The 13,696-nt window shown below is 71.5% G+C and carries 12 protein-coding genes and 1 riboswitch; of the genes, 7 read left to right on the forward strand and 5 right to left on the reverse strand.

Features of this window, described 5'->3' with window-relative positions; genetic code table 11:
- Positions 1-114: 114 nt before the first annotated feature.
- Positions 115-942, forward strand: coding sequence for a DUF72 domain-containing protein (locus tag ACZ6QQ_RS06160; protein WP_465874755.1), 828 nt, complete (start codon positions 115-117; stop codon positions 940-942).
- Positions 943-946: 4 nt separating this feature from the next.
- On the opposite strand, the gene ACZ6QQ_RS06165 is transcribed toward ACZ6QQ_RS06160, so the two are convergent.
- On the reverse strand, positions 947-1,840 hold the full coding sequence (locus ACZ6QQ_RS06165; RefSeq protein WP_465874756.1) for an aminoglycoside phosphotransferase family protein: 894 nt from the start codon (positions 1,838-1,840) through the stop codon (positions 947-949).
- Between the two features lie 120 nt (positions 1,841-1,960).
- On the opposite strand from ACZ6QQ_RS06165, the gene ACZ6QQ_RS06170 reads away from it, so the two are divergent.
- The 4 genes from ACZ6QQ_RS06170 to ACZ6QQ_RS06185 all read left to right on the forward strand — a co-directional run bounded on the left by ACZ6QQ_RS06170 (position 1,961) and on the right by ACZ6QQ_RS06185 (position 5,305).
- Positions 1,961-2,602 (forward strand): hypothetical protein, encoded by a 642-nt coding sequence (locus tag ACZ6QQ_RS06170; RefSeq protein ID WP_465874757.1) that lies wholly within the window; start codon positions 1,961-1,963, stop codon positions 2,600-2,602.
- Between the two features lie 107 nt (positions 2,603-2,709).
- On the forward strand, positions 2,710-4,107 hold the full coding sequence (locus ACZ6QQ_RS06175) for an FAD-dependent oxidoreductase (RefSeq protein ID WP_465874758.1): 1,398 nt from the start codon (positions 2,710-2,712) through the stop codon (positions 4,105-4,107).
- Between the two features lie 12 nt (positions 4,108-4,119).
- A complete protein-coding gene (locus ACZ6QQ_RS06180; protein ID WP_465874759.1) occupies positions 4,120-4,851 on the forward strand; it encodes a TetR/AcrR family transcriptional regulator in 732 nt (243 codons plus the stop codon).
- A gap of 73 nt (positions 4,852-4,924) precedes the next feature.
- Positions 4,925-5,305 carry a DUF2784 domain-containing protein gene (locus ACZ6QQ_RS06185; protein WP_465874760.1) on the forward strand — a complete coding sequence of 127 codons (381 nt, stop codon included), beginning with the start codon at positions 4,925-4,927 and terminating at the stop codon, positions 5,303-5,305.
- Positions 5,306-5,373: 68 nt separating this feature from the next.
- Here the strand turns inward: ACZ6QQ_RS06185 and ACZ6QQ_RS06190 are convergent, their stop codons facing one another.
- The 3 genes from ACZ6QQ_RS06190 to ACZ6QQ_RS06200 form a co-directional block, all read right to left on the reverse strand.
- Positions 5,374-6,948, reverse strand: coding sequence for a type III secretion system chaperone family protein (locus tag ACZ6QQ_RS06190; protein WP_465874761.1), 1,575 nt, complete (start codon positions 6,946-6,948; stop codon positions 5,374-5,376).
- A gap of 271 nt (positions 6,949-7,219) precedes the next feature.
- Positions 7,220-9,079 carry an HSP90 family protein gene (locus tag ACZ6QQ_RS06195; RefSeq protein ID WP_465874762.1) on the reverse strand — a complete coding sequence of 620 codons (1,860 nt, stop codon included), beginning with the start codon at positions 9,077-9,079 and terminating at the stop codon, positions 7,220-7,222.
- Positions 9,080-9,094: 15 nt separating this feature from the next.
- Entirely contained in the window at positions 9,095-9,592 is a 498-nt protein-coding gene (locus ACZ6QQ_RS06200) for a type III secretion system chaperone family protein (protein ID WP_465874763.1), read from the reverse strand.
- Positions 9,593-9,787: 195 nt separating this feature from the next.
- Between ACZ6QQ_RS06200 and ACZ6QQ_RS06205 the strand changes: the two genes are divergently transcribed.
- Positions 9,788-12,289, forward strand: a complete 2,502-nt coding sequence (locus ACZ6QQ_RS06205; RefSeq protein ID WP_465874764.1) for an FtsK/SpoIIIE family DNA translocase — start codon at positions 9,788-9,790, stop codon at positions 12,287-12,289.
- A gap of 91 nt (positions 12,290-12,380) precedes the next feature.
- Here the strand turns inward: ACZ6QQ_RS06205 and ACZ6QQ_RS06210 are convergent, their stop codons facing one another.
- Positions 12,381-12,650, reverse strand: a complete 270-nt coding sequence (locus tag ACZ6QQ_RS06210; protein ID WP_465874765.1) for a CBU_0592 family membrane protein — start codon at positions 12,648-12,650, stop codon at positions 12,381-12,383.
- Between the two features lie 7 nt (positions 12,651-12,657).
- A riboswitch (guanidine-III (ykkC-III) riboswitch) is annotated at positions 12,658-12,726 on the reverse strand.
- Between the two features lie 98 nt (positions 12,727-12,824).
- On the opposite strand from ACZ6QQ_RS06210, the gene ACZ6QQ_RS06215 reads away from it, so the two are divergent.
- The coding region (locus tag ACZ6QQ_RS06215) for an ornithine cyclodeaminase family protein (protein ID WP_465874766.1) at positions 12,825-13,696 on the forward strand (872 nt) is incomplete at its 3' end.

Consider the following 13,696-nt stretch of genomic DNA (forward strand, 5'->3'; position numbering starts at 1 on the left):
GACGACTGACGTGAGCGGCCCTGCCCGCCCCGAATAGGGTGAACCCGGTCGAGCCGCCTGGCGCGTTTCACTGTGGGAGGGATCCGGTCGATGCGTCTGCACGTGGGATGCGCCATGTGGACTCACAAGTCGTGGCAGGGGCGGTTGCTCGCGCATCCGCTGCCGGCGCACGAGCGGCTGCGGCACTACGCCAGCTGGTGTGACGCGGTCGAGGGGAACACGACGTTCTACGCCACCCCGGCCAGGGACACCGTGGTCTCGTGGGCGCAGCAGACCGACCCCGATTTCCGGTTCGTGATCAAGCTGCCGAAGCCGATCACGCACGAACGCAGGCTCACCGACGTCGACGACGCGCTGCGGGTGTTCCTGGACGCGATGGAGCCGCTCGGGCCGCGTACGCATGCGCTCTGGGTGCAGTTGCCGGGATCGTTCGCGCCGGCCGACGTGCCGGTACTCGCCCGGTTCCTGCGTCAGGCTCCCGTGTCGCACCGGTACGCGGTGGAGGTTCGCCATCCCACGTTCTTCGACGACCCGCGGGCGACGGCGCTGCTGGAGAGCGTGCTGACCGCCGCCGGTGCCGAGTGGGTTCCGTTCGACACCACCGCGTTCTTCCGGAGCCCGCCGACCAGTGACGCGGAACGGGACGCGTGGATGAAGAAGCCGCGTGTGCCACTGCGGTCCCGCGCGCTGACCGACCGGCCGATCGTCCGGTACCTCGGCCGCGACGACACCGCGCGGACGGTCGAGGGCTGGCAGCACTGGATCGACGTCGTCACGGGCTGGCTGCGCGAGGGCCGCTCGCCGACCGTGTTCATCCATACCCCGGACAACGCCGATGCCCCGGTGCTCGCCCGACGCTTCCACGACGACGTACGCGCCCGCGTGCCCGAACTCGCACCGCTGCCCGAGCCGATCCCGGCCGAACCCCTGACCCTCTTCTGACGGGTCACCCGGTGATCAGCCGGTCCAGCGTACGGCGCCCGATGGCGGCCATGGTCGGGTTGCTCTCGGCGTAGTACCAGACCAGCCCCATCGACTGGACGAACGCCCAACCCCGGCCCCGTTCCCACTCCGGGTCGTCGCTTCCCAGTCTTTCGCGGAACACCCGCCTCGGGCCGGCGTCGAGCAGGTGCCACGCGCCGACGAGGTCCAGTGCGGGATCGGCCGGTCCGAAACCGCCGACGTCGATCACCCCGGCCAGCCGCCCGGCCGTGACGAGCACGTTGCCCGGCATCAGGTCGCCGTGGCTCATCACGTCCGGCCGGTCGAGCCGGGGTGTCGTACGCAGCTCCGCCCACATCCGCCGCAGCCGCCGTACGTCCAGCAGCCCCTCACTGTGTGCGAAACAGGTCTCCATCCAGCCGTCGTGGGAGGTCAGCTCGCCTCCCCGCCCCGAACCGGCGAACCTCCGGCCCCGGGTGTCGAGGGCCCGCAGGTCGGCGACGAACTCGGCGAGGTCGCGGGCGAAGTCCTCCGAACCGGCCGGGTCCGCCTCGCTGGCAACAGTGCCGGGCACCCAGGACTGCACCGACCACGGCAGCGGGTAGCCGTGGCCGGGCCGCCCGAGGGCGATCGGCTCGGGAGTGGGAAACCGGGTCCGCCCGTACAGTTCCCGTGCCGCCGCCGCCTCGGTTTCGAGCCACCGCCGCTTCGCCTCGACCGGCCCCGGTTCGAGCGGGAACCGGGCCGCCAGCCGGTCCCCGATGCGGAACAGCGTGTTGACCGTCCCGTACGAGGTCACGGCCCGGATCGGTAGCTCCGCCCAGGCGGGGAACTGTTCGGCCACCAGCGCCCGCGCGATGTCGACCGGCACGACGAGGTGGTCGGGATGCATCAGCATCGGCTGAGCATCCACCGCCGCACCACCGGGCCGCACCACCTTTTGGACAACCCGTGCGGGCTGTGCAGCCGCTCGAACTGTCCGTGTACGAACGGAGCGTTCGCGTGTTGTACTCCTCGGGTGACCGGGCGGCGGGTACAGGCGGGACTTGTGGCACTCGTGCTGGTCGTCGGGCTCTCCGGGTACGCGGGGTGGCGTTGGTGGCACAACCGACCGCCGTACGGCCCCGAGGTGCTCGCCGCCGCCGCGACGCTGAAGTTCGTCGGCAACGAGGACGCCAGCGAGGCGCTGGGTGAAAAGAACGTGCCCTGGGCGGACGCCGGTGACCAACTGCTGCTCGGCCGGGTCACGTGGCAGATCCCGGCCGAACCTCAACGCGACGCCATGCTCTGGATCGTCGTGCTCGACAAGCGCAGCCGGTCCATGCCCGGAATTCTCGGGTTCGTCTCACCACGACAGGGCGAGGTGGGCATCGGATCCCACGGGTACCTGCAAAAGGCGGTCGACCGCTATCCCTGGTTGCGGGGTGTGGGCGGACAGGAGGTCGACGGTAGGTGGTGGACGACCGGCAACGCACTCTCCGTATCGGAGCCCGATGCGGCGCCGGTGACGTTCGTCGCGATCTTCCCGGACCGGGAAGATCGCGCGCGGTCGAACGTGCCGATGGCGAGCGCACCGGTGGCCATCTCCGATGTGCTCGTCGCACTGGTCCACATGGGCCCGGACGGGCAGCTCTACTGGGCCCAGCGACTTATGGGCTGAACGTCGCGACGGGAACCGCGTGCTCGGAAGACAGAGGGCGGGCCGGTGGTCCGAGTGCGCACGTTCGAAGACGGAACGCAACCGTTGCAGCACATAGAGTGCTGCGCATGGCATCCACTGGCAGTGCCGTGGTGGTCGGCGGGAGCATGGGCGGGCTGCTCGCGGCCCGCGCGCTCAGTGACACGTACGCCCGGGTCGTGGTCATCGACCGGGACCGGTTACCGGTCCAGGCGGCGAGCCGGCGCGGCGTGCCGCAGGGCCGGCAGTTGCACGTCCTGCTGGCGCGTGGCCGGGAGGCGTTCGACGAGTTGTTCCCCGGCCTGACCCAGGAGCTGAAGTCGCGTGGTGCGTCGCTGGTGGACCTGCACGGGCGGGTGCACTGGTACAACGACGGCTACCTGATGCGGCAGGCCCCGTCGTCGCTGTTCGCGGTCGGGATCAGCCGACCACTGCTCGAACACGCCGTACGGGCACGGGTCGCGGCGCTGCCCGGCGTCGAGTTCCTCAGCATGACCGAGGTGCTGGGGCTCACCAGCACACCGGACGGGAGCCGGGTCACCGGCGTCCGGGTGCTGCCGAACGGGGCGGACGCGGAAGAGGCGTACACGATCGACGCCGACCTGATCGTGGACGCCGGCGGCCGGGCCTCCCGTACGCCGCTCTGGCTGGACCAACTCGGCTATCCGCGCCCGGTCGAGGAACTGGTACGCGTCGACGTCACCTACGTGACCCGCACCTACCGGCGGGAGCCGCAGCACATCGGTGGCCTGCTGGGCGTGCTGACGAACGCCGTACCGGGCCGGCCACGGGCGGCGATCATCGCGGTCCGTGAGGATGACCAGTTCGCGGTCGCCTTCGCCGGCGTGCTCGGCGAGGAACCGCCCACCGACGACGAGGGTATGGCCGAGTTCGCGAAATCGCTCGTCGGGTCCGAGTACGCCGAGGTCCTGCGCAGCGCCGTCCCGACCAGCCAACCGGCGAAGATGCGCTTCCCGGCGAGCATCCGGCGGCGGTACGAGCGTCTGCGTCGGTTCCCCGACGGCTACCTGGTGGTGGCCGACGCGCTGTGCAGCTTCAACCCGATCTACGGCCAGGGTATGACCGTGGCGAGCCTGGAGGCGCTGCTGCTGCGGCAGCTGCTCGCCGGCGGCACGGAGGACCTGGCCCCCCGGTTCTTCCGGGGAGCCGCCCGGCTGATCGACGCGCCGTGGTCGATCGCGGTCGGCACCGACCTGCGCTTTCCCGAGGTGGTGGGACGCCGGACGGCCAAGGTCCGGTTCGTCAACGCGTACATCCACCGGCTGCACCGGGCGGCCACGGCCGATCCCGTACTCGGGGCCGCGTTCATCCGCGTGCTGAACCTGATCGACCCGCCGACCAGCCTGCTCGCGCCGGGCATCATGCTCCGGGTGCTGCGTGGCGTCTTCCGGGGCGCGACCGCGAACCGCCCCAGCGACAGCACGGCGGCGGACCACTGGTCCGTAAACAACAGACCGCAGGGCTGATACCCTCGGCAGATGACGGACGGGATCGCCGAATTTCAGCGCGCCAGGCGTCCTGAGCAGGTGGAACTGCGCCGGACCAGGATCCTCGACACCGCGCTGTCGATGCTCGCCGAACGGCCGGTGGCGGAGATCAGCCTGCGTGAACTCAGCGAGCGGGTGGGACTGGCGAAGTCGAACGTGCTGCGCTACTTCGACAGCCGCGAAGCGATCTTCCTGGAGGTGCTGGACGCCACCTGGACCGCCTGGCTGGACCGCATCGAGATCGAACTGCGGGAGAACGCCGGGCTGCGGGAGAACGCCGGGCTGCGGGAGACCCCGGAACCGGCGGCGGATCCGGGCCCGTACGCACGGGAGATCCTGGTCGCCACCGTCATCGCCGACTCGCTGGCCGGCGAGCGCCTGCTCTGCGAACTGATCAGCAACATGGCCGGCACCCTCGAACGGAACATCTCGGTCGACTACGCCCGCAGGTTCAGGCGCCGCGCCACGCTGAACACGGACCGGCTCGCCGGACTGGTCCGGGCGCGGCTGCCGCACCTGAGCGCGGCGGACACCGCCCACTTCGCCGGTGCCGTGTTCGTCATCGTCACCGGACTCTGGCCCTACGTCGCGCCGACCGAGGCGATCATCACGGTGACCCGCGAGATGGGCTTCCCCGCCGCCGACGTGGTGTTCCCGAGCAACCTGCGGGAGGGACTGGTCAACCAACTCGTCGGGCTCTCCGTCCGGGCCGGCACCGGATAAATCCGCCGGGTTGAGTGCGCGTACCCAGGGTCCGCGGGGCGGTAGCTGCGTAGCCTGGCCTGCGGAGGCGTACATGGGCTATCGGTTGCTGACCATGGTGATCCTGGTGGTGCACTTCGGCTTTCTGGCCTACCTGCTGCTCGGTGGGTTCGTCGCCTGGCGGTGGCGGCGGACGATCTGGTCGCACCTGGTCGCCGCCGGCTGGGGGGTGACGGTCGTCGTGGGCAAGCTGGTCTGCCCGCTCACCTACGCCGAGCACTGGTCGAGACGCCGGGCCGGCGAGGTCGGCCCGGCCACCACCCAGGGTTTCATCGACCGGTACGTCGAGGGCGTGCTCTTCCCCGAACGCCTCACCGCCCTCGCCCAGGCCCTGCTCGCGATCACCGTGATCGTCTCCTGGACCGGGTTCGTCCTGCGCGGCCGACGCGTCCCGCGCCCCTCGCTGCGCGCCTGACCGTCACCGGCCCGACAAACGGCAGTCCCGACGAAGGGGACTGCCGTTTGTCGGCGTCGATCGGGCCGTCAGGGCAGGTCGGCCACCGCGTCGCCGAAGGCGGCGCCGGTCGCCACCGTGGCGTTGACCAGGGCGGCCAACTGCGGCCCGCTGACGCCGTGCTCCAGGTCGGTGGTGACGTCACCGGCGATGATCAGCTCACCCTCGCCGGTGTCGTGCACGTACGCCTTCGGCAGCAACTGGTCGTGGTTCCAGGAGTTGCAGAACTCGTACGCCTCGGCCAGCCGGTCGGCCGCCAACCGGCGGTCGGCGATCACCCGCGCGTGCAGGATCTCCTGCCGCTCGCCGATCTGCTGGAACTGGATCACGGCCGAGCCCCAGCGTCCACCGACCGTGCCGTCCTCGTCCACCAGGTAGTGGTCGCCCCGCTCCTGCAACACCGCGACGATCGCCTCGATCCGCAGCGGCGCCACCACGTCCTGCCGCCCCTCCGGCGGCAACGCGGCCGGCATCGCCCAGTCGCCCGGCGGTTCGTCCGGCGGCAGCACCACCTCCGCGTCCACCGGCCGTTCGGCCAGCCAGGCGGCCATCCGGCCAGACTGGTGACTGGAGCCGTTGCGGGCGTCGAACCGCCCGGCGAGATCCTGGGCGGTCGCCAGCAGGTCGGCACCGAGCGCCGCCAGCGACATGTCGGCGGCGGCGCGTTCGCCGTACGCCGGGCGTTGGATCTTGCGGTCGACGCCGGCCTCCGCCGCGAGCCGGCAGACCAGCGCGCCCGCCGCGGAGAACTCCATCGCCGACGAGTCGTCGTAGGGCCGGTCCAGCCAGCCCAGGTGGGTGCCGAGGATCTCCAGCCCGCGCTCGTGCTGACCGGTCAGGGCGCAGAACCGCAGGTGCTCGGCGAGGAACGGGAACGCGTCCCGCTCGTGCCGGTGCCGGCGGTACGCCCGCACGTGCGCCTGGGCCGCCTCGTCGTAGCGCCCCAGCCGCAGGTACGCGATCAGCACCGTGACCAGCGCCTTCTCCGGCTGTTCGGCGCAACCGAGGGCCCCGGAGAGGACCGGCTCGACGGTGTTCACCGCCTCCTCCCACTCACCCCAGCCGGCCAGCAGCTCGGCCTGGCGGGACGGGTCACACCCGGCGCAGTCGCTGTTCTCGTCCCGGCGGGCCGAGCGCCACCTGCCCAGCCACTCCCGCGCCCCGGCCTCGTCGCCCAGGTGGTCCGCGACCCGGCAGCGCAGGTTGTAGACCGCCTGGAGGCTGCGCCCGCCGGCCCGGAAACGCCGTTCGAGATCGTCCAGGGCAGCCTGGGTCTGCGCCAGCCCCACCCTCGGGGTGCTGCGCAGCGCCGCGATCGCCCACTTGTGGTACCAGCGCAGCATCTCCGCGTCCCAGTCGTCGAAGAGCGACGGGTCACGGTCGAAGGCGGCCAGGCACCAACTGAACGGAGGTAGCATCCGCCACCGCTCGGTGTGGTTGTTGTACGCGTCGATCACGGCGAACCGGGCGTCGAAACCGAGCCGTACGTTGCCGGCGGCGTCGGCGTGGGCGACGATCCGTTCCAACTCGGCGATCTTCCCGTCGCCGTCCGGCAGGTCCCGGGCGTCCTCCAACGCCTCGATCAACTCATCCTGGTCGCTCATGCCGCCGCCTCGCTTCGCTCACCGGCAGCATGAGCGGTCCTGGCACTGAGCCTGCTGATTCGCTCACTTCGTTCGCTCATGCCGCCGCCTCGCTTCGCTCACCGGCAGCATGAGCGGTCCTGGCACTGAGCCTGCTGATTCGCTCACTTCGTTCGCTCATGCCGCCGCCTCGCTTCGCTCACCGGCAGCGTGAGCCGTCCTGGCACTGAGCCTGCTGATTCGCTCACTTCGTTCGCTCATGCGGCGTCCTCGCGGCACGAGAGGCGGGCGGTCATGACATCTCCTCGGGGGGCGGATCCGCGGCGGGCAGCGCGCCGGTGCCGGCCGGCGGGCCGGCGAAGGCGCGGTCGAGCAGGGCGAGAAAGGAGCGGTTCAGGGCGGCGGTGTCGACCGCGCGCAGCGGGTGGTGGCCGGCGAGCAGCGCCTGTCCGTACAGCGCCTCGATGCCGTGCCGGAGGGTGGCGCCGGGCGGGCCCGCGGTGATCCGCCGGATCAGCGGGTGCCGCCAGTTGAACACGAGCTCCGGGCGGTGCTCGATCTTCACGTCGGCGAAGGCGGAGAGCACGTCGGACCAGAGTTCGTCGGCCTCGGCCAGGTTCCGGGTCACCGACTCCTGCTCGTGCGCCCGCCGGCTGACCACGTACAACGCCGGTACGGTCACCGGGTCGAACTGCCGGATCAGCGGCACACACCCGAACTCGGCCAGCACGCCCCGGGCGACCCCGAGGAACGTCGCCAGCCCCGCCTCCTGCTCGGTCGGCAACGGCTCCAACCGGGCGGCCAGCTCACCGGGATCCAACCGCCGTACGGTCACCGACCGGTCGATCCGGTGCAGCCGCTCCAGGATCTCGGTGTCGTACGCGTACCCGGCGTTGATCAGGGGAGTGCCGGCGGCGCTGGCGATCGCGGCCAGCGCGCGGAACTCGTCCACCGTCTCGGCGTACCGCAGCACCGGGGCGCCGCCGCGCCGGAACGCGCGCAGCGTCATCGTGCCCCGGCTGGTCTCGAACGGCAGCCCGGCGTCGACCAGGCGCAGCATCTCGTCGTCGCGTACGGCGAGCGCCTTCACGCCCAGGTGGTGCACCCGCAGGAAGGCGGCCAGCCGGTCCGGGTGGTGCACGGCCAGATCCAGCAGCCAGTCCCGGATCTGCCCGCCGAGCGACTCCTGCACCCGCGACAGCAGGTCGTCGTCGTAGAGCCCCTCCCGGCTGGCGGTGGGCCGCAGCACCGAGGTGTCCACCACGCAGCGGACGAAGAACGCCCACTCCGGCACCAACCCGACCGCGTTCTCGCTGAGCAGCATCCGTTTCAGGTAGACCCGGTGCCCGCCCGGCTGGACCGCACCGGCGGTCGGCAGGACGAAGCCGATGCCGACCAGGCCGGCCTCCGGCACCCGCAGGTCGAGTACGTCCATCGGGCGGCTGCCGAGTAGTTCCGCCCCGTAGTCGAGCAGCGCGCTCCGGCGTACCTCCGGGTCGTCGTGGCCGACCTCCCACGGCGCCTGCGGTTCGGTCAGCCGCAGCTCGGCGGTGTCCGGGGCGTGCCGGACCACCTCGACGTCGAGCAGGTGCCCGTACGCCCGGACCAGGTCCGCGACCTGATCCGGCGCGAACCAGTGCGCGCCGCCGGGTCGGGGCCGCAGGGTCACGGTGGTGCCAACCGCCGGTCGGGCCGCGTCGTCGACCTCGACGGTGTACCGCCCGTCGGCGTGGCCGGTCCAGTGCACCGCCGGGGTGCCGGTCACCGATCGGGAGACCACCTCGATGGTGTCGGCGACCATGAAGCAGGAGAGCAGACCGATGCCGAACTGGCCGAGGAAGTCCTGCCGGGCGAAACCCAGCTCGTCGCGTTTCGAGGTACGCCCGACGCTGGCCAGGAAGGTGTGCACCTCGGGCTCGGTCAGCCCGACACCGTTGTCGTGGACCCGGAGCGTGCCGTCCGGGTCGATCTCGAACACGACCCGCCCCGGTTCGGGTGCCGGATCGGCGTCCGGGCCGAGCGCCCGCCGGGCGGTGATCGCGTCGGCGGCGTTCTGCAACAGCTCGCGGGCGTAGACCCGGGGGCTGCTGTAGAGGTGCTGGCTGAGCAGGTCGACGACACCGCGCAGGTCGACCCGGAACCGTTGCTCCATGGTGGATCCCCGCGCTCAGGGCCGCAGTTCGGCGGCGGACTCGGCGAGCTGGCAACCGGTCGAGATGCCGCAGTTGATCAGCTGGTCGAGCTGGTGCAGCGTCACCCCCTGGGCCAGGTCGGCCGTCACCTCGCCGCAGACCCGGGCACTGCCGTCGTCGTTGACGTGCACGAACGCCTTGGGCCACAACCGGTCGTGGTTCCACGAGTTGCAGAACGCGTACAGCTCGGGCACCCGCTCGATCGGGAACGTCGTCGCCGCCATCGTGCGTACCTGGAGCAGCTCGCCATCCGGGCCGAGCCGGAAGAAGTAGATCAGGTTGTCGTCCCACCGGCCGACCAGGTCACCGTCGCCATCCGTGTAGAAGGAGAAGCCCCGGGCGCTCAACACCGCCGCGATGAGGTCGTTGGTCAGCGGTTGCAGCGTCTGCAACTGCCCGGCCCCGACGGGCTCATCCGGGGAGTGCGGGAAACCCGGCTCATCCGGGGAGTGCGGGAAACCCGGCGATGACATGCGACGTCCCCCATTACGGCAAGATGGGCTGGTTGGTCTGCCCGTGATGTTAGGCGGATCACGCGACCCGGCATAGTTCGCACCGGACCGTCTGGCACGTTCGACCGCACCGTCGGCGTCATCACAGACGACCGGGCGCGGACACGACCGGTAAAAGCGCGGATATCCGCGACGGCAGGGCTAACGTGTGACCTTATGGCGGGCCGTACCCCTCAGGCGAACCGGCGCCGAAGCGGGTCGTCCACGCGCGGCGCCGCCGCTTCACGTACCCGGCAACCCACGCGTGCCCAGCAGTCTGCCCGCACCCGCGCGGCGGCCCGCAAACCGGCCCGCACCCCACCGGCGGTCTTCGTCGGTCGCGCGGTCAACACGATGTGGATGGGGCTGGCGCACGGCGTCGGCTGGGCGTTCCGCGCCGCCGGCCGGCAGGCCGCCACCGCCCGCGACCTCGACCCGGAGCACCGCCGCGACGGCGCCGGGCTGCTCATGCTCGGACTGTCCATCCTGACCGCGGTCGCGGTCTGGTTCTCCTCCGCCGGCCCGCTCGGCGCCCGGCTGGCCGACACCGTCCGGCTCTTCCTCGGCGCGATCTCCGTGGTCCTGCCGCTGCTGCTGCTGATCGGCGCGATCCGGCTGATGCGGGTGCCGACCGATCCGGAGCACCGGGGCCGGGGACTGGTCGGTTGGTCGGCGCTGTTCCTGGGCACCGGCGGGCTGCTGCACATCGGCCACCAGCCGGTGAACAACCAGGAACGGGACTACGCCGGTGGGCTGATCGGCGCCGGCATCGGCCGGCTGCTGGAGGACGCGTTCACGCCCTGGGTGGCCGTACCGCTGTTGGTGCTGCTGGTCCTGTTCGGGCTGCTGGTGGTCACCGCGACACCGATCAACAAGGTCCCGCAGCGGTTGGGACTGTTCGCCGAGGCGATCACCGGCCGGGGCGGCGGCACCCGTACCGACGACGACGCCGACGAGATCGACGACGCCGACCCCGACGAGGAACCGCCGGCCCGCCGCCGGTCGACCCGGCGACGCGGCGGCAGCCGGGTCGGCTCCACCGGCGACCCCGACGGGTACGACGCCGAGGAGTTCCCCGACGAGCCGGTCCCGGTGCCCCGCCGGCCACCGGCGAAGGTCCCCGCCACCCGCAAGGCCGCCGAGCCGCCCGAGCACTCGCCACCGCCGACCCGGGCCGAACAGCTCGCCATCACCGGCCTCGGCGGCGACTACGTCCTGCCACCGGCCAACCTGCTGCGCAGCGGCACCGCGCCGAAGACCCGGAGCAAGGCCAACGACGAGGTGATCGCCGCCCTCACCGGCGTTTTCGACCAGTTCGACGTGGACGCCGCGGTGACCGGCTTCACCCGTGGCCCGACCGTCACCCGCTACGAGGTGGAACTCGGCCACGGGGTGAAGGTGGAACGGATCACCCAGCTCTCCCGCAACATCGCGTACGCGGTGAAGTCCCCCGACGTACGGATCCTGAGCCCGATCCCGGGCAAGAGCGCGGTCGGGGTGGAGATCCCGAACAGTGACCGGGAGGACGTGGCGCTCGGCGACGTCCTGCGCTCCCGGGCGGCCGGCAGCGACCACCACCCGATGCTGGTGGCGCTCGGCAAGGACATCGAGGGCGGCTACGTGGTGGCCAACCTGGCCAAGATGCCGCACATCCTGATCGCCGGGGCGACCGGCGCGGGCAAGTCGTCCTGCCTGAACTCGCTGCTGGTCTCGATCCTGAGCCGGGCCACCCCGGACGAGGTACGGCTGCTGCTGATCGACCCGAAGCGGGTCGAGATGACCAGCTACGAGGGGATCCCGCACCTGGTCACGCCGATCGTGACGAACCCGAAGAAGGCGGCCGACTCGCTGGACTGGGTGGTCCGCGAGATGGACATGCGCTACGACGACCTCGCCGCCGCCGGGGTACGCCACATCGACGACTACAACCGCAAGGTCCGGGCCGGTCAGATCAAGCCGCCACCGGGCAGCGAGCGGGAGATCCGGCCGTACCCGTACCTGCTGGTGATCGTGGACGAGTTGGCCGACCTGATGATGGTCGCCCCGCGCGACGTCGAGGACTCGGTGGTCCGGATCACCCAGCTCGCCCGCGCCGCCGGCATCCACCTGGTGCTCGCCACCCAGCGCCCCTCGGTCGACGTGGTCACCGGCCTGATCAAGGCCAACGTGCCGTCCCGGTTGGCGTTCGCCACCTCCTCGCTGGCCGACTCGCGGGTCATCCTGGACCAGCCCGGCGCGGAGAAGCTGATCGGCCGGGGCGACGGGCTGTTCCTGCCGATGGGCGCCTCCAAGCCGGTCCGGATCCAGGGCGCCTGGGTCAACGAGTCCGAGATCAGCGACATCGTGAAGTTCTGCAAGGACCAGCGGGAGCCGGAGTTCCGGCCGGACGTGCTCGCCCCGGCGAAGGACACGAAGAAGAAGGTCGACGAGGACATCGGCGACGACCTGGACATCCTCGTGCAGGCGATCGAGCTGGTGGTCACCTCGCAGTTCGGCTCCACCTCGATGCTCCAGCGCAAGCTGCGGGTCGGCTTCGCCAAGGCCGGCCGCCTGATGGACCTGATGGAAACCCGAGGCGTGGTCGGCCCCTCCGAGGGCTCCAAGGCCCGCGACGTCCTCATCAAACCCGACGAACTCGAAGACGTCCTCTCCACCCTCCAAGGCGAAGACCCCAACTAACCCCCCGCCCCGCCCCCACCCAGGCGCGCGCAGTTGTAGAGAAAGAGGGGCTATCGCGCGTCGGATAGCGCCTCTTTCTCTACAAGAGGGGTCAGGATTGGTCGGGGTGGGGGCGGGGGGTGGGGCGGTGGCGGAGGGTTTGGGTGAGGGAGATGAGGGAGACGACGGTCCAGGTGCCCTCCAGCAGGAGGAAGCCCCAGGAGCGGTGGGTCGCGGCGAGCACCGCGAGGATGCCGGCGCCGACGACGTTGAGCAGGAGATAGCGGACGGAGTGCGGGTCCATCCGGCGCAGCTGGTTGGCGGCGAACGCGGCCAGGATCAGCAGGGCACCGAGGACCTCGATCAGGTCAAGTGTGGTCATCACCGTCTGCGCGCCGTCTTTGCCTGGCCGGGTACGGCACGCGCTCGTCCGGGGCGTACGCGACAGCGTCCACCTGCGGCACAGTCTAGCCAGCGGCCGACCCCGAACCGGTGTGTGGGAAACCTCACTCGGTCGACTTGACCTCAAGTCCGGTTCAACTATCAGGATTTCCCCATGACCCTGCTACTGACCGACGACGAGGTCGCCGAACGGCTCGACGGTCCGACCGCCGTCGCCGCGATGCGCGCCGCGCTGCTGGCCGCGTACACCGGGCGGTTGGTCGCGCCGCCGCGCGCGTCCGCCGCCCTGCGCGGAGGACGCCTGGTCACGGCCGCCGGGCAGTTGGCCGACGAGTGGTACGGGTTCCGCTCCTACGACACCTTCGGCCACGCGGGCGCCGAGCAGGTCGTCGTGCTGCACGAGTCCGGCTCCGGCCGGATCCGGGCGATCGCGGTCGGCGAGGAGATCGGCTCGCGGGCCAGTGGGGCACTCGGGGCGGTGGCGGTCGACACCCTCGCCCGCCCCGACGCCGCCACCCTGGGAGTGCTCGGTGCCGGCCGGCAGGCCTGGGCCCAGATCTGGGCGATCGCGGCGGTACGCCCGCTGCGCGAGGTGACCGTCCACTGCCGTACGCCGGCCGTCCGGGACGCGTTCGCCGCCCGGGTCCGGGCCGAACTGGGCATACCCGCGCACGCGGTGGGCAACCCCGGTGCGGCCGTACGGGACCGTGACGTGGTGGTGCTCGCCACCGACAGCCCGACCCCGGTGGTCGACCCGGCCGAGCTGGCCCCCGGCACCCACGTGAACGTGGTCGGCTTCAAGCAGCAGGGCCGGGCGGAGTTCGGGCCGGAGCTGCTGGACCTGGCGGAGGTGCTGGTCACCGACTCGGTGGAGCAGGCGATGGACTACCGGCCGCCGATGCTCGCCGCCGTCGCGCCGTACGTCGACCGGCTGCGCCACCTCGGCGGGGGGGGGGGGGGGGGGGGGGGGGAGCGGGGGGAAGCCGACCACGGAGCCCGGTCCCACTCAGGAGGGGTAGCCGGTGC

The organism is Micromonospora sp. NPDC049529, from assembly GCF_055586685.1.